The 22313-nt window shown below is 68.7% G+C and carries 16 protein-coding genes and 1 pseudogene; 9 read left to right on the top strand and 8 right to left on the bottom strand.

Translation table 11 applies throughout. The annotated features are described in order from the left end of the window. Nucleotides 1-240, top strand: a pseudogene (locus tag GOAMR_RS02525) (hypothetical protein); the annotation flags it as partial. Between the two features lie 21 nt (nucleotides 241-261). Here the strand turns inward: GOAMR_RS02525 and GOAMR_RS02520 are convergent. Continuing rightward, complete coding sequence (locus GOAMR_RS02520) at nucleotides 262-2118, bottom strand: TM0106 family RecB-like putative nuclease (RefSeq protein WP_005182362.1); 1857 nt, start codon at nucleotides 2116-2118, stop codon at nucleotides 262-264. A 144-nt stretch (nucleotides 2119-2262) separates the two neighbouring features. On the opposite strand from GOAMR_RS02520, the gene GOAMR_RS02515 reads away from it, so the two are divergent. Then, complete coding sequence (locus GOAMR_RS02515) at nucleotides 2263-2955, top strand: DUF6474 family protein (RefSeq protein WP_005182361.1); 693 nt, start codon at nucleotides 2263-2265, stop codon at nucleotides 2953-2955. Nucleotides 2956-3078: 123 nt separating this feature from the next. Continuing rightward, entirely contained in the window at nucleotides 3079-3501 is a 423-nt protein-coding gene (locus tag GOAMR_RS02510) for a hypothetical protein (RefSeq protein ID WP_005182360.1), read from the top strand. 60 nt (nucleotides 3502-3561) lie between these two features. Here the strand turns inward: GOAMR_RS02510 and GOAMR_RS02505 are convergent, their stop codons facing one another. Both GOAMR_RS02505 and rraA read right to left on the bottom strand, forming a co-directional pair. Then, nucleotides 3562-5115 (bottom strand): succinic semialdehyde dehydrogenase, encoded by a 1554-nt coding sequence (locus GOAMR_RS02505; RefSeq protein WP_005182359.1) that lies wholly within the window; start codon nucleotides 5113-5115, stop codon nucleotides 3562-3564. 64 nt (nucleotides 5116-5179) lie between these two features. Beyond that, the gene (gene rraA / locus GOAMR_RS02500) at nucleotides 5180-5671 is read right to left on the bottom strand and encodes a ribonuclease E activity regulator RraA (protein WP_005182358.1); all 492 of its coding nucleotides are present in this window, start codon (nucleotides 5669-5671) and stop codon (nucleotides 5180-5182) included. A gap of 85 nt (nucleotides 5672-5756) precedes the next feature. Between rraA and GOAMR_RS02495 the strand changes: the two genes are divergently transcribed. The 4 genes from GOAMR_RS02495 to GOAMR_RS23440 all read left to right on the top strand — a co-directional run bounded on the left by GOAMR_RS02495 (nucleotide 5757) and on the right by GOAMR_RS23440 (nucleotide 9438). After that, complete coding sequence (locus GOAMR_RS02495) at nucleotides 5757-5969, top strand: RNA-binding S4 domain-containing protein (RefSeq protein ID WP_040514145.1); 213 nt, start codon at nucleotides 5757-5759, stop codon at nucleotides 5967-5969. A 365-nt stretch (nucleotides 5970-6334) separates the two neighbouring features. Further along, complete coding sequence (locus tag GOAMR_RS25020; protein ID WP_005182356.1) at nucleotides 6335-6499, top strand: hypothetical protein; 165 nt, start codon at nucleotides 6335-6337, stop codon at nucleotides 6497-6499. A gap of 114 nt (nucleotides 6500-6613) precedes the next feature. Continuing rightward, a complete protein-coding gene (locus tag GOAMR_RS02490) occupies nucleotides 6614-7438 on the top strand; it encodes a serine/threonine-protein kinase (RefSeq protein ID WP_005182352.1) in 825 nt (274 codons plus the stop codon). Then, the gene (locus GOAMR_RS23440; protein ID WP_005182350.1) at nucleotides 7366-9438 is read left to right on the top strand and encodes a hypothetical protein; all 2073 of its coding nucleotides are present in this window, start codon (nucleotides 7366-7368) and stop codon (nucleotides 9436-9438) included. Before GOAMR_RS02490 ends, GOAMR_RS23440 begins: the two co-directional genes overlap by 73 nt. Nucleotides 9439-9569: 131 nt before the next feature. Here the strand turns inward: GOAMR_RS23440 and GOAMR_RS02485 are convergent, their stop codons facing one another. Further along, nucleotides 9570-11021, bottom strand: coding sequence for a glutamate synthase subunit beta (locus GOAMR_RS02485; RefSeq protein ID WP_005182347.1), 1452 nt, complete (start codon nucleotides 11019-11021; stop codon nucleotides 9570-9572). Further along, nucleotides 11014-15636: a glutamate synthase large subunit gene (gene gltB, locus GOAMR_RS02480; protein ID WP_005182345.1), complete on the bottom strand. Its 4623-nt coding sequence runs from the start codon at nucleotides 15634-15636 to the stop codon at nucleotides 11014-11016. The genes GOAMR_RS02485 and gltB overlap by 8 nt, the downstream gene beginning before the upstream one ends. Nucleotides 15637-16153: 517 nt before the next feature. Here gltB and GOAMR_RS02475 point away from each other — a divergent pair. Beyond that, complete coding sequence (locus tag GOAMR_RS02475) at nucleotides 16154-17206, top strand: alpha/beta hydrolase (RefSeq protein WP_050942558.1); 1053 nt, start codon at nucleotides 16154-16156, stop codon at nucleotides 17204-17206. On the opposite strand, the gene GOAMR_RS02470 is transcribed toward GOAMR_RS02475, so the two are convergent. Continuing rightward, on the bottom strand, nucleotides 17187-18698 hold the full coding sequence (locus GOAMR_RS02470) for an FAD-binding protein (protein WP_005182340.1): 1512 nt from the start codon (nucleotides 18696-18698) through the stop codon (nucleotides 17187-17189). The genes GOAMR_RS02475 and GOAMR_RS02470 overlap by 20 nt on opposite strands. Here GOAMR_RS02470 and GOAMR_RS02465 point away from each other — a divergent pair. Beyond that, nucleotides 18685-19209 carry a TetR/AcrR family transcriptional regulator gene (locus GOAMR_RS02465; protein ID WP_005182331.1) on the top strand — a complete coding sequence of 175 codons (525 nt, stop codon included), beginning with the start codon at nucleotides 18685-18687 and terminating at the stop codon, nucleotides 19207-19209. The two genes, GOAMR_RS02470 and GOAMR_RS02465, sit on opposite strands and share 14 nt — an antisense overlap. 73 nt (nucleotides 19210-19282) lie before the next feature. Here the strand turns inward: GOAMR_RS02465 and GOAMR_RS02460 are convergent, their stop codons facing one another. Further along, nucleotides 19283-20536, bottom strand: a complete 1254-nt coding sequence (locus GOAMR_RS02460; RefSeq protein WP_005182328.1) for an ABC transporter substrate-binding protein — start codon at nucleotides 20534-20536, stop codon at nucleotides 19283-19285. 332 nt (nucleotides 20537-20868) lie between these two features. After that, nucleotides 20869-22209 (bottom strand): ABC transporter substrate-binding protein, encoded by a 1341-nt coding sequence (locus GOAMR_RS02455; protein ID WP_244427230.1) that lies wholly within the window; start codon nucleotides 22207-22209, stop codon nucleotides 20869-20871. Between the last annotated feature and the right edge of the window lie 104 nt (nucleotides 22210-22313).

The raw sequence follows: 22313 nt of genomic DNA, 5'->3' as shown, positions 1-22313 counted from the left end.
GGCGCCAACGCGGCGTCCGGCGGCAACGGCGGCGGGCCGTCGTCCGGCGACAGCCCCTCGGACGGTTCCGGCCCGGCGACCGACAACACCGCGGCCCCGGCACCTGCGTCGGCGTCGGATTCGAGCTTGAAGAAGATCCTCATCGGTCTCGGCCCCGGCATGCTGCTGATGCTCGGTTCGGTGGCGCTGGCAGGCAGCGGCTCGTTCCTCAGCTCGCTACGAGCACTCGCCGGGGGCTGACAACCGCGATGATCTGAGGCCTCAGCCCCCCTCGGGCCTCAGATCATCGGCGTAGGGGATGCCGGCGACGGCCGGACCGGTCATCCATTCCCGCAGCACCTTGGTGGCGACGACGTCGTCCTCGTTGTATTCGAGCAGCCGGGTGCGCTGGTCCTGGTCGGGCGTGCGGCCGGTCAGGCCCACCGCCTCGGCGTACCAGTCCATCGACGCCTCGCCACCGGCCTCGGGGTCGCGCCAGCGGTGACCGGCGATCGGTGCGACCCGTTTGAGTCCCTTTCCGCCGGGGCTGATGAAGTTGTCCCCGACGGCCTCGAACACGTCGACCCACTCCTCGGAGGCGATGAACGCCTCGACCTCGGCGCGGGCGGGGATGCCGGGCATCCCGGCGAACCGGTCGGCCGAGCCGAGTAGCCAGCGGTTCTCGGCGTGCTGTGAGTAGCAGTAGGCGGCGAACGTCTTACCGTCGGCGGCCGCAGCCGCCCGCTGCTCGTTCAGCCATGTCCAGAATTCGGCGAACGACCGCGCCTCGTCGGTGGTCGGCAGCGGCGTCCACGTGACGAACGGCCGATACACCACGGGCACCCCGGGGTCGGCGGTGTCGGTGAGCAGGGTGCCCCACAGGTAGGCGCCGCTTTCGCCGAAGCTCTCCATATCGACGTCCACCTCGATGTCGGCGCGGTGGATCACGGGCGTGCGGACCCGTCTGATCAGCGGCACGTCAGCGAGCCAGGCGGCAGCGGTGATCACCGCGTCGTCGAAGCCGTCGCCGGGCCACGTCGCGGGCGCGTCACCGGTGTATCGGGCCAGCTCGTCGACGGTGGTGATGCCGGCGTCGATGAGGGCGTCGGCCTGCGCGCCCCGCACGACGAGGCTCACGTCGCGGCGGCGCAGCAGTTCGGCCTCGCAACGCGGCCACCAGATGCAGCCCTTGCATTCGCCGATGCGATGCGGCTCGGTACGCACCTGTCCGTCGGCGACGGCCTGCCTGCGGGCGAAGATCTCGGCGTAATCGGGCAGCAGCGGCGCCATGTCGAGGACGACGATGCAGTCCGCGTCGAGCCCGATGACGCCCGCGGGCAGCGACCCACCGGCCGGCAGGACGACCCCGGCGACCGGGTCTTCCCCCTCGACAGTCTCGGCTGGGAGCGGCTCGGCGGGAGCCGGTGCCAGTCCGAGGTCGATCAGCATCGCGGTGAGCTGCGCGAGACGCAGTTGGTCGCGGCGGTTGCCGCGCGCGGCGCGCGTCCGGTCGGGTGCGGGCCGCCAGCGTTCGAGAGGACTCGTGGTGAGCTTCGGCGCATCGTCGGCGGCGGTGTTGTCCGCCCCCGCGCGGTTGCCCGCCTGATTCCGCGCCGGGTAGGTGACGCGATGGTTGACGACGATGACCGGCACATAGCCCGCCCCGGCATCATCCCCGCCCGCTACAGATGCCCCGTCCTGCACCCACTCCCCGTCCTGCACCCACTCCCTGTCGACGAGGCGCATGCGGACGAGGAGTTCGCTGTCACCCCGGCGACCCCGCTCGCGGTCGGTGGGCAGCGTCGCGTTCCAGATCCACGGCACCCCGTCGGCGCAGGCCCGCCGGGTCGCGGCGAGGCGTTCGGCGCGGCTCGCCTCCGGGTCGATGATGCGGAACGTGTCCGGGGTGTCCGTGTCCAGGGTGTCGGGGTGCAGACCGGCCAGCAGGTCGCGGACGCGCAGCCGGTGCTCGGTCGCGGCGGCCTTGCGTCGGGCCACCGACGGTGTGTCGGCGACCGGTTCGACGTCGGGCCCCTGGCCGGCCGCGGCGAGGGCGGCCGACTCACGGTTCGCGGCGCTGTCGAGCGCCAGCCGATGCTCGCAGCCCGCGAGGTCCCTCGGATGCAGCACGGTGTGCATCGCACTCCACCTCTCGTTCCGGCGTGCCTTCGTTCACATCGACCCTATGTAATGCTTGTATCTAGTCGGGGCCGGGGCGTGTCACCCGGCCTCACGGTTCGCCCACCCGGGACGCCGGGACAACAACCAGCTGAAAGGCCCGTGATGGGATTGTTCTCGTCAGATGGAAAGACCCGTGCGCAGCGGCGGGCGGACGCCAAGGCCCTCAAACGCAAGGCCAAGCTTGAGGCGAAGGCACAGCATTCCGAGCACCGGAAGGCGCAGAAGAAGAGCCTCAAGGACGAGCACAAGTTCCACAAAAAGGGCCTGAAGGCCGAACGCAAGAACGTCAAGCACGCCACGAAGGCGCAGGCCAAGGCCGCCAACGCCGAGGCCAAGGCGATCGAGGCCAAGCAGAAGGCCGACGAGAAGGCACGCAAGGTCACCCCCGCCAACATCAAGCGCTACCTGACCGTGGCGCGGCTGGTGTCGCCCGTAGTCGCACCCCTGGCCTATCGCGGCGCGATCGCCGCCCGTGAGCAGCTCAATCAGTACAAGGCCACCCGCGCCGGGGTCGCACCCGAACTGCTCGCCCAGTACTCCGGGCACGGCGCTCCCCTGGCCGCTCGCATCGAGTCGGCACGCGCCGCTCTCAAGCAGGTTCCGGCCAAGGATCCGTCGGCCGACACCGGGGCGTTCGTCGAGGCCATCGGCACCCGCCTCGACAATCTGGCGGTCGCGGTCGACGCCGCCGAGACGATGCCGCCGGCGCAGCGCCGTTCCGCGCACGCCTCCATCGACGCCGAACTGGGCGCGATCGACGCCGACGTCCTCGCGCGACTGGGTGTCAAGGCATAACGGCCGCGGACTTTCGCCGACACTGATCGGCGGGGCGCCCGAGGCGGGTTTCGGCACTAGGATCGAGGTCATCGGCGGCCGCTGCTGTGCGCGCCGCCCACCCGGCCCGAGGAGCGTGCACCGATGACCGACCCCCACTCCGACACGGGAGATACCGCCTCCCGCACCCCGGACATCGACGTCCCGGACATCGCCCCGGCAGACACCCCAGAAGCAGTGACCCCAGAACCAGAGACGGCAGAACCCACAACCGGGACCACGGCGGTCGAGATCCCGGACGCCAAGATCCAGGACGCCAAGATCCAGGACGCCGAGATTCGGGAGCCCGAACCCGAGGCACCGGCCACCCCCGCACCCGCCGACGACGAGGTCGCCCACGACGACGCCCGGCAGGCCACGTTCGCCCGGCTCCTCCCGGGTGCGGGTGAGATCCCGGCCCCCAATCGCCTGACGCCGCTGGTCGCGGCCGCGGTCACGGCGCTCGCCTCGATCACCGTTGCGGTGATCCTGCGCTACCGCAGCAAAGCCCGCCGGCAGCAGGACTGACCAAAGCACCGCGGCCGGACCCGGGCGCGATGCCCGGATCCGGCCGCAGCCAGGAGGTTTCTACCGCCCGGGCAGGTACTTGAGCGCCCGCACGGCCGTGGGAGTGATAGCCCGGTACAGGCTCTGCGGCACGAACGGCGCCCGGTCGATACCCAGGAAGCGCTGCTCGGCGACGGTCTGCGACTCGCAGTACTTGAGCAGCCCCTCGGTGCCATGCCGACGGCCGACGCCCGAGATGCCCATGCCGCCCATCGGGGCCGCGGTCGACGCCCAGGCGGCGGCGTAGCCCTCGTTGATGTTGACGGTGCCGGCCCGCAGCTGGTCGGCGATGGCGTTGGCCTCGGAGCTGCTGCCCGCGAAGACGCTCGCGTTGAGGCCGTACTCGGTGTCGTTGGCCCGCTTGATCGCCTCGTCGGTGGAGTCGACGGGGTAGATCGACACGACCGGCCCGAAGGTCTCGGCCGCGTAGCAGGTGGCTTCCTCGGTGACGCCGGTCAGGACGGTCGGCTCGAAGAAGAACGGTCCGAGGTCGGCGCGCCGCTTGCCGCCGGCCACGATCGTCGCGCCCTTGGCGACGGCGTCCTGCACGTGCGCCTCGGCGGTCTCGACCTGCGCGGCCGAGGCGAGCGAGCCCATGTCGGCGTTGAAGTCGTAGGTGCCGGCGAGGGTCATGTTCTTGACGTACTCGGCGAAGCGAGTGGTGAACTCGTCGGCAATCTTCTTGTCGACGTAGATCCGCTCGATGGAGATGCACAGCTGCCCCGAGTTGGAGTAGCAGGCGCGGGCCACGCCGGGCACGGCCTCGTCGAGGTTGGCCGAGGCGGTCAGGATCAGCGGGTTCTTGCCGCCGAGTTCGGCGGAGAAGCTGATCAGGCGGCGGCCGGCCTGTTCGGCCAGCGAGGCGCCGGTCTCCGACGATCCGGTGAACATCACGTAGTCGGTGGTGGCCATGATGGCCTGGCCGACGACGCCGCCCGGTCCTGGCACCACCGCGTACAGTTCGCGCGGCAGCCCGGCCTGGTACAGCAGTTCGGCGAGCGCGAGTGCGCAGTAGGGGGTCTGGCTGTCGGGTTTGATCACCACGGCGTTGCCGGCCATGAGGGCGGCGACGGCGTCGGACACGGCGAGGGTGAGCGGGTAGTTCCACGGGCTGATGACGCCGACGACGCCCTTGGGCTGGTACCGCACGCGGACGCTGGTGGCGCCGGGCAGCATGCCCTTGACCTTGTGCTCGGCGAGCATCTTGGGGCCGTTGAGGGCGTAGAAGCGGGCGGTCAGCGCGACGTCGAGGACTTCTTCCTGCGCGTACGAGCGGGCCTTGCCGGTCTCGGCCTGGGCCATGTCCATCAGTTCACCGGCGTGCTTGTGCACGAGTTCGGCGAACGCGTCGAGCACCTTGGCGCGCTTGGCCGGGGAGAGCTGCGCCCAGCCCTCCTGGACGACGCGGGCGCGGTCGACGGCGGTCTGCAGGTCCTCGGCGGTGCCGACGGGGATGGTGGCCATCTCGGCGCCGCTGAACGCCTCCAGCACGGGCCGGGTGGCGCGGTCCTCGGGCTTGTCGATGGCGGCCAGCTCACGGAGCCGGTCGAAGGTTTCGGGGGTTGGCTTGGCCATGATGGTTGCCTCCTGTGGCAATTCACCCGCGACGTGACTGCGCGGGGCCTTCTGTGGACGGGTGTTATGCGCTTTCGGGGGTGACCACGACGATGCCGTCGTCGTCGGAGTAGGCGATGTCGCCGGGGTTGAAGGTGATGCCGCCGATGGTCAGCGGCACGTCGCGTTCGCCGGCGCCGGTCTTGGTGGACTTGCGCGGGTTGGTGCCGAGCGCCTTGACGCCGATCTCCATACCGCCGATGGTCTTGGCGTCGCGGATGGCGCCGTGCGCGATGATGCCGACCCAGCCGTTGGACCGGCCGAGTTCGGCGATGATGTCGCCGACGAGCGCGGTGTGCACCGACGCGTCGCCGTCGATGACGAGGACGCCGCCCGGGTTGGGTTCGCTGAGGACCGACTTGAGCAGCGCGTTGTCCTGGAAGCAGCGCACCGTGCTCACGCGCCCGACGAACTCGCGGACGCCCCCGTACTGCGTGAACTGGGTGTCGCAACTGCGCACGTCAGCGCCGATCTCGTCGACGAGGTCGGCCGTGGCGGTGAATGTGAGATCGCTCATGCCGAACAAGCATAGGCGCGGAGAACGGCTGTGCCTACCCGCGGGTAAGTTCTGGTGGCCGGACCTGTCGGCGATACTGGTCACCATGTTCGATGTGCCGATCTCCGACGATTCGATCCGGTTGGGGCAATTCCTCAAACTCGCCAATCTGGTCGAGTCCGGCGCCGACGCCAAGGGCGTACTCGCCGACGGACTGGTGAGTGTGAACGGTGAGCCGGAGGTCCGCCGCGGCCGGCAGCTCGCGGTCGGTGACGTCGTGGCGATCGACGGCGAGTCGGCCCGTGTCACCCGGGCCTGACACACGCACCCGCACTCCCGGAGATCCCGGACTCCCCCGATTCCGAAGCCGCTGCACTTCCCCAAACCTCAGCAGGGTCCGGCGGCACCTCACCGAAGCGGAGCTTTGTGAGAAGGCTCTCATCCCCAGCCCTATGACCTTGGCCACATCTGTGACAGGTGGGACCAATGTGACTGGAGAGGTGTTTTGCTGACCATTCGGTAACGTCTGCCGTGCAAAAATCGATTCACACTACGCGTGTCGGGGGACCGACCTGTCGAGTACAGAAAAGTCAAGATCCTGTCAGTAGTTCACGATAGTGAATTTGTTGGCTACAGTACTCAGCGTTGGCTTGTTGTCGGAGTAAATCGAGGATGTGACCGGTCATGAAGTTGACCTCCACGTTGCAAGGAACGTTCCCGCAGGGTCGTGGCACCGCACGGATCCGCCCGTTCGGGGTGAGCCGGCGATCCCGCACCGCGCGCATGTTCCCCGAGGAGGCCGAGCGCCTCGTCACCCAGGCCGAACTCCAGCGCCTGCTCAGCGCCTGAGTTCCCGACCGCCCGAGTTCCCAACCGCCCGGGTCCCCTCATCGGACAAGGCACCCGTCGTCCGAAAGGCCGACCACTCCCGGAACATCCCGTTTACCACCTAAGATTCACCCGGTGAGCAGGCTCAGCCCCGGCGACGTGTTCGCCGGCTACACCATCGAGCGGGAACTGGGCGCCGGTGGCATGGGCGAGGTGTACCTGGCCCGTCACCCGCGGCTGCCCCGCTACGACGCCCTCAAAGTCCTCGCCTCCCATCTGTCCGGGGATCCCAAGTACCGCGCCCGCTTCGAACGCGAGGCCGATGTCGTCGCCGGACTGCGGCACCCGTCCATCGTCAGCGTCCACGACCGCGGCGACAGCGACGGCCGCCTCTGGATCGCCCTGGAGTACGTCGAGGGCCACGACCTCACCCGGCACGTCGCCGCGGACACGACCCGGGGCGAGCCGCTGCCGCCCGCCGAGGTCGCCCGCATCATCACCCAGATCGCCGACGCCCTCGACGCCGCCGCCCGGCGCGGCCTCACCCACCGCGACGTCAAACCCGCCAACATCCTCCTCGAAGAGGACGGCCGCGCGCAGCTCACCGACTTCGGCATTGCCTACCCCGGCGACGGGGTCACCAAACTGACCGGCACCGGCATCGCCCTCGGCACCGTCGCCTTCGCCGCCCCCGAACAGCTCCAGGGCCACGCCGTCGACGCCCGCGCCGACCAGTACTCACTCGCGTGTACAGCGTTCGCCCTGCTCACCGGCACCAACCTGTACTCCGGTGCCAGCGTCGCCGCGATCGCCGTCTCCCACGTCCGCGATCCCATCCCGGTGGCCACCGAACGCGCGCCCGGACGGGTCCCCCCGCCGTCGACGCGGTGTTCAGCCGGGCGCTCGCCAAGAATCGCGACGACCGCTTTCCCGACAGCCGCAGCTTCGCGGCCGCCCTGACCGCCGCCCTGGACACCCGGGCGCCGGCTCCCGGTCGGGCGGGGGCGACGATCCTGCCGCCGGCGCCCGATTCCCCCGCCGCACCCGATTCCGCCGCCGCACCTGGTTCCGCCGCACCCGGTCCCGGCGCAGCGACACCCCCGGCCGGCGGAACCCCGCCGACCCGACCTCCCCTGGGGCAGACTCCCTTGGGCGGCACCGCCACCGTGCGCAAGCCCCCCGGTGCGACCACCCGTAAGGACCCGGGAGCCGTCCAGCGCCTCCCCAATCCCCCGGCAGACCCGACGACCGCCCGGTTCGACCGGACGGGACCCACCGATAATTCGGCCCCACCCACCACCCGGGATCCGGCCCCACCTACCACCCGATTCGCCTCGCCACAGCAGAGCCGGCGCCCAGATCCCCAGCGACCCGATCCCCGGTGGCAGGCCCACCAGGGTCCGACGCCGCCACCCTCGGGACCACAGGGTCCGGGGCATCGACCGCCTCCGCACCAGGCACACCAGGCACTACGGCCACCAGCCCAGCCCCCGGCCACCCCGCGCCCGGACCAGACGCCCGCTGCCACCACCCGTCCCACCACCCAGGACGGTTTCTCCGGCACTGACGGTTTCTCACTGTCCGGCGATCTCGCCACGCCGTGGTCCGGACCGGCCGCCACCCAACCTGCGACCGACGGTCGGCGCCGCAGCCGCAAGGGACTGCTGATCGGCGCCGTGGTGCTGGCGGTGGTCCTGGTGGCGGGCATCGTCACATGGGCGCTGTCATCCGGCGACGACTCGTCGGGAACCTCGGCTACACCCAACCTGAAATCTGCACGCAGCGAACCACTCTGGACCTGGAAGCCGAAGGTCCTCTCCGACAACTACCAGGAGGACATCGGGATCGTCGGCGGCACCAGCGAATACGCCATCGCGGCAAGCAAGATCGATTCCGGTGCAACGGTTCTCAGCGTCCTCAATGCCGCAGACGGCACCACCGAACGCACCGTGACCCTCAGCGACAAGAGCCTGACGATCACCGGCTGCCAACCGCTCGGCGACGATGATTCGGCAACCGTCGTCTGCTGGGCGTCGGAGTCGGGCGACCCGCAGCCCTATGTCGTCGACCTCGGACGGGGCACAGTGGCCAAGGCCGACGCCCAGGGTTCCGACTACGCGGTGACCGGCAACGACTACGTGCTCGTCGACTCCGACGCGGTGTACTCGGGTTCGGCCAAGGGCAAGAACTTCTCGCTCACCGGGGTCACGGTGCGCTCGTCGTACCCGCCGGTCAACGGGTCCCCCGTCATCAACCTCACGGAGGGAACCGCCACCACCCTGCGCGGGATCGCCACCGGCGAAACCATCGTCGGTTTCACCGAGAACTCCACCGACCAGACATGGCAGCCGTTCCGGAACGGTTTCGTGGTCCGCAAGCCCGCCGACAATTCGTCCGACCCGGCACAGTTCACCTTCTACGACAGCACCGGCAACATCACCGCCGACCTGTCGGGCGAGTGGACCCTGCCGACGATACCCACCGGCGGCGTGATCCCGCCGTCGGTCCCCGCGGTACCGATCCTGGTCAACGACGACGACCGACGCATCGCCGCTTTCGATCCTTCCTCGGGAAAGAAGCTGTGGGAGGAGAACTATCAGTCGGCGTCCGCCGATTCCGTTCAGGGCATCGGGGAGACGATCGTGCTCAGATCCTCGGCCAACGAGTTCGAGTGGTTCAACGTCTCCGACGGATCCGGCGGCCCGATCTACGTGCCCCCCAAGAGCGGTCAGGCCGGAGTACCTCTCGGCGGTGACGGCACCTCCTTCGCGATGCTGTCGGTGCCCGCCAACGGCGGCGCCGGTTCGCAGGAACTGCTGGTCTACGGGCAGGGCGGTTCGAGCCCGAAGTGGCAGCTGCGTGTCCCGTCGACGGACAAGACCCCCGGCGCCCCGGTCATCGCCGGCGGCAAGGTGTACGCGGGCGGCGCCCTGGATTTCGGCGACCGCCGCATCCTGTGATCCCGTAACCCATTGGGAGCCCGGCGTCACCTGACACAACCACCACCAAGGCCACCCCCCAAACGACAGTGCCCGCAACAACTCTCGTCGAGAGTTGTTGCGGGCACCGGCAATTCGGCTGGTGAGCAACCTCAGCGCTGGGCGACCTGCGTGGGGTAGATCGGCACCGGCAGCACCGTGTGGCCCTCGAGGAACTTGTCGACGCCGGCGGCCGCGGCGCGGCCCTCGGCGATGGCCCACACGATCAGCGACTGGCCGCGTCCGGCGTCACCGGCGACGAACACACCGGGAACGGTCGACGCGAAGTCGCCGTCACGGGCGATCACGCCGCGGTCGCCGTATCCGACACCGAGCTTGTCGAGCAGATCCTCACGCTCGGGACCGACGAAGCCCATCGCCAGCAGGACCAGATCGGCCTCGAGGGTGAAGTCGGAGCCTTCGACCTTCTCGAACCGGCCACCGACCATCGTCACCTCGTGCGCCTTGAGCGCGGTGACCTTGCCGTTCTCGCCCACGAATTCCTCGGTGTTCACCGAGAACACGCGGTCGCCGCCCTCCTCGTGCGCCGAGGACACCCGGTACATGAGCGGGTAGGTCGGCCACGGGGTGGACCCGGCACGCTCCATCGGCGGGCGCGGCATGATCTCGAACTGGTGCACGCTCTCGGCGCCCTGCCGCAGCGAGGTGCCGAGACAGTCGGCGCCGGTGTCACCGCCACCGATGATGATGACCTTCTTGCCGGTGGCGACGATCTGCCCGGGGACGGTGTCGCCGTGCTGCACGCGGTTGGCCTGCGGCAGGAACTCCATCGCCTGGTGGATGCCGTCGAGTTCGCGGCCCGGGATCGGCAGGTCGCGGCCGATGGTGGAGCCGACGGCCAGGACGACGGCGTCGAAGTCCTCACGCAGCTCGTCCACGGTCACGTCGACACCGACGTTGACGTTCGTCCGGAACTCGGTGCCCTCGATCCGCATCTGTTCCAGACGCCGGTCGATGAAGCGTTTCTCCATCTTGAACTCAGGGATGCCGTAGCGCAGCAGGCCGCCGATGCGGTCGGCCCGCTCGAACACGGTCACCCCGTGCCCGGCGCGGGTCAGCTGCTGGGCGGCGGCCAGACCGGCCGGCCCCGAGCCGATCACGGCGACGTTCTTGCCGGTTTTGACCGTCGGCATCACCGGCGCGACCCAGCCCTCGTCGAAGGCGTTCTCGATGAGTTCGACCTCGACCTGCTTGATGGTCACGGCGGGCTGGTTGATGCCGAGCACGCACGAGGCCTCGCACGGCGCCGGGCACAGCCGGCCGGTGAATTCGGGAAAGTTGTTGGTGGCGTGCAGGCGTTCGATGCCGTCGCGCCAACGATCCTTGTACACCAGGTCATTCCACTCGGGGATCAGGTTCCCCAGCGGGCAGCCGTTGTGGCAGAACGGGATACCGCAGTCCATGCAGCGGCTGGCCTGCGTCTTGAGGTGCCCCTTGTCGAACTCGGTGTACACCTCTTTCCAGTCCATCAGCCGCAGGTCGACCGGACGACGGTCCGGCAGTTCCCGCTCGGTGTGGTTGAGAAAACCTCTGGGATCAGCCACGAGCCGCCTCCATGATCGCTTCGTTCACGTCCCGGCCGCTCGTCTCGGCGGCCTCGATTGCCAGGAGCACCCGCTTGAAGTCGCGGGGCATCACCTTGACGAAGTCCTTCTGGGTGTTGTCCCAGTCATCCAGGATCGCCTTCGCGACAGGTGAATCGGTTTCCGCCAGGTGCTCACGCACGATGTCGGAGACGAACCGCACATCCTCCACGTCGAGCGCCTCGACGTCGACGAGCTCGGGGTTCAGGTTGCCGGGGCGACCTTCCGTGCCTTCGAGTTTGCGCTCGGGGTCGTACAGGTACGCGATGCCGCCGGACATACCGGCCGCGAAGTTGCGGCCCGTGTCGCCGAGCACGATCACCCGGCCACCGGTCATGTATTCACAGCCGTGGTCGCCGATGCCTTCGACGACGGTGGTCGCGCCGGAGTTGCGGACGCAGAAACGTTCGCCGACGACGCCGCGCAGGAAGATCTTGCCGCCGGTGGCGCCGAACCCGATCACGTTGCCGGCGATGATGTTCTGCTCGGCAACGAAGCCGTCGGGGGCGTTGTGGGCGGGGCGGACCACGATGTGTCCACCCGAGAGGCCCTTGCCGACGAAGTCGTTGGCGTCACCTTCGAGGCGCAGCGTCACACCCTTGGGCACGAACGCGCCGAAGCTGTTGCCGGCCGAACCGGTCAGCCCGATCTTGATGGTGTCGTCGGGAAGTCCGTGCGCCCCATACACCTTGGTGACCTCGTGGCCGAGCATGGTGCCGACGGTGCGGTTCACGTTGGTGATGGTGGTGGTGTACTCCACCGGCTTGCCCGAGTCGATGGCGTCGCGGCAGGCGGCGATCAGCTGCTGATCGAGCGCCTTCTCCAGGCCGTGGTCCTGCTTGCCGGAGCAGTAGAAGTCCTGGTTCATGAACGGCGACTCCGGCTGCGCCAGGATCGCCGACAGGTCCAGCTTGCCGGCCTTGGCCGAACTCCAGTGCGCCAGCGCCTTCCGGGTGTCGAGGGCCTCGGCGTGACCGACGGCCTCCTGCAGTGTCCGGAATCCGAGGCGGGCCAGCAGTTCGCGGACCTCCTCGGCGATGAACAGGAAGAAGTTCTCCACGAACTCGGGCTTGCCGGCGAAGCGCTCACGCAGCAGCGGGTTCTGGGTGGCCACACCGACGGGGCAGGTGTCGAGGTGGCACACCCGCATCATGATGCAGCCCGACACCACCAGCGGTGCGGTGGCGAAACCGAACTCCTCGCCGCCGAGCAGCGCGGCGATCACCACGTCGCGGCCGGTCTTGAGCTGACCGTCCACCTGCACGACGATGCGGTCACGAAGACCGTTGAGCAGCAACGTCTGCTGGGTTTCGGCCAGACCGATCTCCCACGGCGCACCCGCGTGCTTGAGCGAGGTGAGCGGGGAGGCACCGGTGCCGCCGTCGTGCCCGGAGATGAGCACCACGTCGGCGTGCGCCTTCGACACACCCGCGGCGACGGTGCCCACACCGAGCTCGGAGACGAGCTTGACGTGAACGCGCGCTTGGGGATTGGCGTTCTTCAGGTCGTGGATCAGCTGCGCCAGATCCTCGATCGAGTAGATGTCGTGGTGCGGCGGCGGCGAGATCAGGCCGACGCCCGGCGTCGAGCCACGCACCTCGGCCACCCACGGGTACACCTTGTGCGGCGGCAGCTGGCCGCCCTCACCGGGTTTCGCACCCTGGGCCATCTTGATCTGGATGTCGGTGCAGTTGGACAGGTAGTGCGCGGTGACACCGAACCGGCCCGACGCGACCTGCTTGATCGCCGACCGGCGCCAGTCGCCGTTCTCGTCGTGGTGGAAACGACGCGGATCCTCGCCGCCCTCACCGGAGTTCGACCGGCCGCCGAGACGGTTCATCGCGATCGCAAGGGTCTCATGGGCTTCGGCGGAGATGGAGCCGAAACTCATGGCGCCGGTGGAGAATCGCTTCACGATCTCCGACGCGGGCTCGACCTTGTCGATCGGGATCGGGTCGCGGTCACCGAAGTTGAAGTCGAACAGGCCGCGCAGGGTGCCCAGGCGCGCGGTCTGGTCGTCGACCATCTTGGTGTACTCCTTGAACACCGAGTACTGGCCGGTGCGGGTGGAGTGCTGCAGCTTGAACACCGTATCCGGGTTGAACAGGTGGTACTCGCCCTCGCGGCGCCATTGGTATTCGCCGCCGACGGGCAGTTCGCGGTGCGCGAGTTCGGTGGGACGGTCGGTGAACGCCAGTTCGTGCCGGGCGGCGACGTCGGCGGCGATGTCGTCGAGGCCGATGCCGTCGAGCTGGCTGTTGAGGCCGGTGAAGAACTCGTCGACGGTCTCCTGGCCGATGCCGATCACCTGGAACAGCTGGGCGCCGGTGTACGAGGCGAGGGTGGAGATACCCATCTTGCTCATCACCTTGAGCACGCCCTTGGACGCGGACTTGATGTAGTTGGCGCGCGCGGTGTCGAAGTCGATGCCGGTGATGGCGCCGCGTTCGATCATGTCCTCGATCGACTCGAAGGCCATGTACGGGTTGACCGCGGCTGCACCGAAACCGACGAGCGCGGCCACGTGGTGCACCTCGCGGCAATCGCCGGATTCGACGATCAGGCCGACGCGGCTGCGTTTGCGTTCGCGCACCAGGTGGTGGTGCACGGCGGCGGTCAGCAGCAGCGACGGGATCGGCGCGCGGGTCTCGTCGGACTCACGGTCGGACAGCACGATGATCGAGATGCCCTCGTCGATGGCGGCGCTGACCTTGGCGCGCACCTCGTCGAGCGCCTTACGCAGGCCCTCGCCGCCGTCGGCGACCGGGTACAGGCCGTGAATCTGCCGGCTCCGCAGATGCGGCAGATCGTTGTCCTCTTCGATCCGCACCAGCTTGGCGAGGGCGTCGTTGTCGAGGACCGGCATCGGCAGCACGATCCGGCGGCACGATCCGGCGTCCGGGCTGAGCAGGTCGGCCTCGGAACCGATGGTGGCGCCGACGCTGGTGACGATCTCCTCCCGGATCGCGTCCAGCGGCGGGTTGGTGACCTGCGCGAACAGCTGCTGGAAGTAGTCGAACAGCATCCGGGGCCGCGACGACAGCACCGCGATCGGGGTGTCGGTGCCCATCGAGCCGATGGCCTCGGCACCCGACTTGGCCATCGGCGCGACCAGCAGGTTCAGTTCTTCGTTGGTGTACCCGAACACGAGCTGGCGCAGGTTCACGCGGTGGTGCGGCATGTGCTCGTGCGGGCGGCTCTTGAGGTCGTCGAGCGTCAGCAGGCCCTCGTCGAGCCACTGCTGGTACGGGTGCTGGGCGGCCAGTTCGTCCTTGATCTCCTCGTCGTCGACGATGCGGCCGGCCTTGGTGTCCACCAGGAACATGCGGCCCGGCTGCAGTCGCAGCTTCTGCACCACGTCGGCGTGGTCGACGTCGAGCACGCCGACCTCGGAGGCCATCACGACGAGACCGTCCTTGGTCACCCAGATGCGGCTCGGGCGCAGACCGTTGCGGTCGAGGACGGCGCCGACGACGTTGCCGTCGGTGAAGCACACCGACGCCGGGCCGTCCCACGGCTCCATCAGTGAGGCGTGGTAGCGGTAGAACGCCTTGTGCTCGGGTTTCATGGTCTCGTGGCGTTCCCACGCCTCCGGGATCATCATCAGCACCGCGTGCGGCAGGCTGCGGCCACCGAGGTGCAGCAGTTCGAGCACCTCGTCGAAGCGGGCGGTGTCCGAGGCGCCGGGGGTGCAGGCCGGGAAGATCTTCTCGGCAGCATCCGGGCCGAACGCGCTGGTGTCGATGAGCGCCTCGCGGGCCCGCATCCAGTTCTCGTTGCCGGTCACGGTGTTGATCTCACCGTTGTGGGCGACGCGCCGGAACGGGTGCGCCAGCGGCCACGAAGGGAAGGTGTTGGTGGAGAACCGGGAGTGCACCAGGCCCAGCGCCGATTCGAGGCGGTCGTCCTGCAGGTCGAGGTAGAACTCGCGCAGCTGCGGGGTGGTCAGCATGCCTTTGTAGACGAAGGTCTTGCCCGACAGGCTCGGGAAGTACACGGTCTCGCGGCCGGGGCCGTCCTGGCCGGCGCCCTTCTCGCCGAGTTCGTACTGCACGCGCTTGCGCACGACGAACGCGCGGCGCTCGAGCTCCATGCCGTCCTCGTCGGCGGGAGCGCCGTCGCCCAGGGCGATGAACAGCTGCCGGAAGGTGGGCATGGCGTCGCGGGCGAGCGCACCGATCGACGAGTCGTCGACCGGCACCTCGCGCCAGCCGAGCAGCCGCAGCCCCTCGGATTCGACGATCTTCTCGACACCCTCGCAGGCCAGGCGGGCATCCTCGGAGCCCTGCGGCAGGAAGGCGATGCCGGTGGCGTAGGCGCCCTCGGCGGGCAGTTCGAAGCCGGCGGTCTCGCGCAGGAAGCGGTCCGGGACCTGGATCATGATGCCCGCGCCGTCGCCGGTGTTCGGTTCGGCTCCCGCCGCGCCGCGATGTTCGAGGTTGACCAGCGCCATGATCGCCTTGTCGACGATGTCGCGGCTGCGTCGCCCGTACATGTCGACGACGAACGCGACACCACAGGAGTCGTGCTCGTTGGCAGGGTCATACAGGCCCACGGGGCCCGGAGCGTGCTTCATATCGGCCTCACTTCGTGCGCGGCATCGCCGGCGCACCGAGTACACAGTGTCGACTGTGCTCACAGGACGGTCGACTGTGCTCACAGAACGATTGGGGACTCCGGAAACACTCCGCGTGCGGCCACCGATAGACCGTATGTGCGGTTGTGCCGCGAGGCATCGGTGGACCGTTCTCACCGACTCTGCGCCGCCTGGGGCTGCCAGGCTCTCCGACGCGCGGTTGGAGCAAGTATCCGGTTCGTCAGCGCCGTTGCTGACCCGGTCAGCGCCGTTGCTGACCCACATTCTTGCCCGCCGGCAGCCACCACAGGGCTGTGTGGATGCCGGGGCTCAAGAAGCATCGTCGGCTATTTTCTCATGCTGCGTACCCGGTTTGGAAATCCGGCTACCACAAACGGGTGATCGCTGGGAGGTTTGCCCAGTTAACGCCATGTCACAAGCAGTTCTCAGCAATGCTGCCGAATCGTGTCCGGGAACCGCTGTCGCCGGGCGCGCCGATCGCTTACCGTCGGCAATCGTGAGTTCAGCACCCGCGCCCCGCACGGCCGCCGACGCTCCCGCGTCCCCGGTCCTGCCCGGCACCGCCCGTTCCCCCCGGTCACGCTCCCGGCGTCATGTCGAACGGTTCGTGTCGACGACGTCGGCGCCGGTCATGAGGACCACCGCCCTGCTCCCGCCGCCCGTGGTGGCGACGATGGTCCAGGCGAGCCGCCCGGGCCTCAACCGCCTGCTCGCCTCGGCCAGCAAGGTGCCGGCGGGCACCCGCACCCGGCAGGTCCGGCAGACCATCCGCACCCTCGACTATCCATCGAGGTCAGAGCAGGTGCGGGGCGAATGGGTGATCGGCGGGCGGTCCGGTGTCGGGCACGTGCGTCCTGATCAGCCGATCATCTACTACCTGCACGGCAGCGGCTACGTCGTCTGCTCCACCCGCACTCACCGCGGCCTGACGGCGCGGCTGTCCAACCGCACCGGACGGGCGGTGTTCAGCCTCGACTACCGCCTCGCGCCCCGCCACCGCTGGCCCGCCGCCGGCGACGACACCATCCGTGGCTACCTGTGGCTGCTCGACCAGGGTTTCGCGCCGGAGCAGATCGTCGTCGCCGGCGACTCGGCGGGCGGACATCTGGCACTCGACCTGCTCGGCCACAACCAGCGCACCGGCACCCCACAGCCGGGCGGGGTGGCGCTGCTGTCGCCGCTGTACGACCCGACGTTCGCCCTCGCCCGCGCCCACCAGCGCACCGGTGACTCCCGCGATCCGTTCATCGAGGCCACCAGCGGCCGCAAGTTCCTGCGCCTGTACACCGGCAACGCCGCCGCCGACCATCCGCGCATGCGGGTGGTGCTCTCCCCCGGCGACGCGCTGCCGCCGACGCTCATCCAGCACGGCGGCATCGAGGTGATGACCGCCGACGCCCGCGCCGCCCACGACATGCTGGCCGCCGCCGGTGCCGACGTGACGCTGCAGAGCTGGCCCGGTCAGGGCCACGTCTTCCAGATGTTCGGCGGCAGCGCTTCCCGCGAGGCCCTCGACGAGCTGAGCGCCTTCATCGGCCCCCGCACCTGACAGCGATGTCGCGGGCGGCGAGGTCGCCGAAGACCAGCGCCGGACCGATGGTCGCGCCGGGACCGGCGTAGGTGTGGCCCATCACCGCCGACGACGCGTTGCCCGCCGCGTACAGCCCGTCGATGACCGACCCGTCGGCGCGCAACGCCCGCGCCCGTTCGTCGGTGACGATGCCACCCTTGGTTCCCAGGTCGGCGGGCACGATCGGCGCCGCGTAGAAGGGTGGTTTGCCGAGTTCACCGAGGCTCGGGTTCGGCTTGTTGGTGATGTCGCCGTAGTAGCGGTCGTACGCCGACTCGCGACGGCCGAACTCGCCGTCGACACCGCTGCGCGCGGCGTCGTTGAAGCGTTCGATCGTGCTCTCCAAGGCACCATCCGGCAGTGAAAGCCGTTGCGCCAATTGGGTGATCGACTCGGCACGGATCAGGTACCCGTCGTCGAACCAGCGCCGGGGCAGTGGTGATCGTGCGGTGCGTCCGGCGAACATGTAGCGGTCGCGGTACCCCTGGTCGAAGATCAGCCACGCCGGCAGATTCTCGGCGGGCCCGTCGCCGCTGCCGTACGGTCCGCCGAACATCGCGTGGGTGGCCTCCACGTAGGGCAGCGACTCGTTCATGAACCGCACTCCGCGATCGTTGACGACGATGCTGCGCGGCAGCGACCGTTCGGCGAGCGCGAACCACGGGCCGTTGGGCAGCGGGATCGACGGCGCCCACCAGGCGTCGTCCATGAGGTCGGTGGCGGCACCGATCGCGCCGGCGGCGACGATCGGCTCCCCGGTGTTCGACGCCGCGCCCAGCGACAGGTCCGGGCCCGCCGGTGCGCGATGAAACCGCTTGCGCAGCACATGATTATGGTCGAATCCCCCGCTGCAGACGACCACGCCGTGTGCGGCACGCACCGTCGACCCGTCATCGAGCAGGACCCCTGTAACCCGGTCGCGGCCACCGGCAGTCTCGACGACGAAATCGGCTACGCCGCAACCAAGCCGAACGTCGACTCCGGCCTCACGCACCCCCACCATGAGCGCACCCACCAGCGCACTGCCCATCCCGACGAGCCTGCGGCCCCGCGCCTTCGCGATCATGGTGCGCGCACCGACCTTCAGCATCCGCTGCGGCCCCCGCCAATGCCGCATCCCCGTGCTCAGCCACTTGTAATCCCCCTGGTGCACAATCACATTCAGCGGTGTCCTGGTGTAGAACGGCTCCATCGTGGCGTAGTCGTCGCCAAGGCGGCGCACGTCGAACGGCCGGGGCTCCACCGACCGTCCCGCAGCCCTGCCACCGGGCCGCTCCGGAAGGTAGTCGGAGTAGCCCTTCACCCACATCAGGTCGAGCGGCGCCCATCCGCACAGCGCCCGAAGTGCCTGTGCGCCATGGTCGATGTAGGCATCGATCCGCCCCGGGGCCACCACGTCGCCGGCGAGATCGTGCAGATACCGGCGGGCGTCGTCAAGGGAATCACAGCGCGAAGCGGTGCGCCATGCCATCGACACCGCGGCGCTGACCCTGTTCTCCGAGCGCGGATACGACGAGGTCACCACCGACGAGATCGCCGCGGCCGCGGGCGTCTCGGCCAGCATCTACTACCGGCACGTCCCCACCAAGGAAGACCTACTACTGCGGCCGGTCCGCGCCAGCAGCGCCGCGATCGTCGAGCGCTTCGCGGCGCACACCACGTCGACCCCCGAGCACGACCTGATCGAGGCGATCCGCGACCAGGCAGCCACCGGCGCCGACGGCCCGTCGCAGTGGCGGGAGGTGATCGCGGGCGTCCCGGGCATCCTCGACCGCATCACCCTCATCGCCGACGACGACCGCGGCCGGCTGATCGAGATCGCCGCGCACCGCCTCGGCGTCGACGCCGATGACGACCTGCGTCCCGGCGTGCTGGTGGTGACGGTGCTGGCCGTCGTCGAATACGCCTACCGCCGCTGGATGACCGCCACCGACAACCGCTCCCTGGCCGACTACATCGACGCGGCCCTCGCAGCGAGGTAGCAGGCACAACAATTCGGAGTCCTGGTGTCACGTGGTGGTGACACCAGAACTCCGAATTGATTGTGGGACAGGGCTACTGGCCGGGCATCTTGAAGAACGGGGTGACGTCGAGGGACTTGACCTCGCCGAGGGAGCCGTCGGATTTCAGTTCGGCGCTCAGCACGTCGGACGAGCACACGTTGGGCGTGATCGCGACGGGTTTGGTGCCGCACTGGAAGGTGCCGCCGTTCTGCATCGGCATCACCACCGGTTCGGGCATCTTGTTGAGCCGCTCGATGATCGTGGAGCGGGAGATATCGCCGGTCATGCCGTCGAGGGCGCGCTGCAGGCTGAGGATGGCCCAGTAGGCGGTGAAACCGTCCTCCTGATCGGCGCCGACACCGTACTTGTCCAGTACCGCCTTGAACAGCTTGTAGTCGTCGGAGTCGGCGCTCTTGTCGGCGGAGACCATGACGTCGGTGGCCGGGTAGCCGCCGGGGATCTGCTTGGCGGCGTCCTCGCTGACACAGTTCGACAGCGAGGTGATCGGCAGCTTCACGCCGAGTGATCCGATCGCCTTGAAGATCGGGGTGCAGAAGGGTTCGTCGCCGACCATGTGGATCTGGCCCGCACCGCTCTTGACGGCGGTCTGCACGAACGGCGTCATGTCGGCGGTACCCGGCGGCACTGCGATCACCTCGAGTTCGACACCGGCGTTGGCCTTGACCATGCCGCCGAGCGCCTTGAAGGGCATGGTGGCCAGCGGCGCGTCGATCACCAGGACGGCCACCTTCTTGATGCCCTTCTCCTTGGCGATGAACGCGGGCTGGCCGAGCAGCGCGCCGACGCTGTTGGAGAGCGCGTAGGTGTTGGGACTGGTGAGCGTCGACTGACCGCCGCCGACGACCACCAGGTACGGCATCTTCGCCGGTGAGGTGACCGCGGTGACCGAGTCCGGGTTGGACGGGCTGCCGCCGAGGACGGCCACGGCCTTCGAGCCGACGGCCTTGTTGGCGCATTCGCGGGCCTTGGCGGCCTGGATGTCGTCGTAGCAGAAGGTCAGCTTGATGGGCCGGCCGTTGATGCCGCCGAGGTACTCGTTGATGTACGACACCGTTGCATTGCCGACCTCGGTCTCGTGGGTGTACGCGGGCGCCTTGTCGCCGGTGGTGTTGAAGACGAACTCGATGGGATCACCAGAGGCGGCTTTGGGCTCGCCGAGGAGGGCGGAGTTGTCACCGCCGCCGCCGTCGGAGTCGTCATCACCGGAGCAGCCCGCCAGCACCAATGTTGTTGCCGCAGCTGTACATGCGAGCGCCATGGCCCGCCTGCGCCAGGTATTCTTCACGTCTTCTCCTGAGGTAATCGAGGCAGCATTCCACTGCGCTGAAGCAACTTTCGGCGCCAGAGGACCACCTGATGCCGTTCGAGAACCCAACCCCGCCGCGATGTGCGTGTGACGTGATTGTGCCCCACCGGGTGCCGGTTTCCGGCCGTTTTCACCAGTAAATCGAGCAGCACGCCGAACACGTGATAACAGAGCGGTTCCTCACGTAATGTAATTACTCCACCGGCCCGGCCGTGCGGAGCGATTCGGCGAAATCCGCCGCCCCGAATCGGTGAACGCACGCCAAGCCGGCCACCCGGGTGGGTGACCGGCTTGCGCCTGCGCGCGGGAGCCTACCGGCCCGGCATCGTGAACAGCGGGGCCACGTCGAGAGCGCTGATCTCGCCGACGGTGCCGTCGGACTTCAGCGCGGCGTTCAGGACGCTGCCCGAGCACACATTGGGCGTGATCGGCATCGGTGTGCTGCCGCACTGGAAGGTCTGCCCGTTCATCATCGGGATGGCGACCGGTGCGGACATCTTCCCCAGCCGGTCGATGATGGTCTTGCGGGAGATCTCGCCGGTCATCCCGTCGAGCGCGCGCTGCAGGCTCAGGAGCGACCAGTAAGCGGTGACGCCGTCCTCCTGCTCCGCGGAGATGCCGTACTTCTTGCCCACCGCCCGGAACACCTTCATGTCCTCGGATTCGGGGTCACTGCTGGCCGAGACCAGGACGTCGGTCTCGGGATAACCACCCGGGATCTGCTTGGCCGAGTCCTTGCTGACGCAGTTCGACAGCGACGTGATCGGCAGCTTCACGCCCAGCGATCCGATCGCCTTGAAGATCGGGGTGCAGAAGTTCTCTTCCCCGACCATGTGTATCTGCCCGGCACCGCTCTTGACGGCCGCCTGCACGAACGGAGTCATGTCGGCGGTGCCCGGCGGAATCGCGATCACCTCCAGGTCGACGCCCGTGTTGGCCTTGACCACGGCTCCGAGCGACTTGAACGGGGTGGTGGCCAGCGGCGCGTCGATCACCAGCACCGCCACCTTCTTGATGCCCTTCGCCTTGGCGAGGTAGGCCGGCTGACCGAGAAGGCCGCCGACGGCGTTGGACAGCGCGTAGGTGTTCGGCGAGCTCATGGTCGCCTGCCCGCCGCCGACCGCGACGAAGTACGGCATCGCCGCGGGCGAGGTCACCGCCGCGACCACGTCCGGATTGGACGGACTGCCGCCGACGACGGCGACGGCCTGCGAACCGACCGCCTTGTTGGCGCATTCGCGGGCCTTGGCGGCCTGGATCTCGTCCGCGCAGATCGTCAGCTTGACGGGCCTGCCGCCGATGCCGCCGAGGTACTCGTTGATGTACGAGACTGTCGCGTCGGCGACCTCGGTCTCGTGGGTGTACGAGGCACCCTTGTCGCCGGTGGTGTTGAACATCAGCTCGATCGGATCGCCCGCTGCCGCCTTGGCCTCGCCGAGCACCGAGAGGTCGACGCCGCTGTCGGAATCACTGTCGCTCGAGCAACCCGCCACCATCAGGGTCGCGGCCGCGGCCGTACATGCAAGCGCCGTCGTGCGCCTACGCCAGTTGTTCTTCACCATGATCTCCTGCTCGAACACGGTCGGCGGCGTGCCGACCGCCTTGACTGCCGGCACGCCGAATTGCGCACCAGCACTGATGCTTACAATCATTCCCCGGAGGTGAACCCCCACATAGCCGTGGTTCCCAATTCTGACACGATTGTGCCATTTAGCCGAACTGCGGCCGCCGCCGCCCGGGGCGGTGGGCGGCGATC

Origin of the sequence: Gordonia amarae NBRC 15530, assembly GCF_000241345.1 — a bacterium.
Classification (GTDB): Bacteria; Actinomycetota; Actinomycetes; order Mycobacteriales; family Mycobacteriaceae; genus Gordonia; species Gordonia amarae.
Note: the sequence above shows the minus strand (reverse complement) of the source record. Positions and strands in the feature narration are given on the sequence as shown.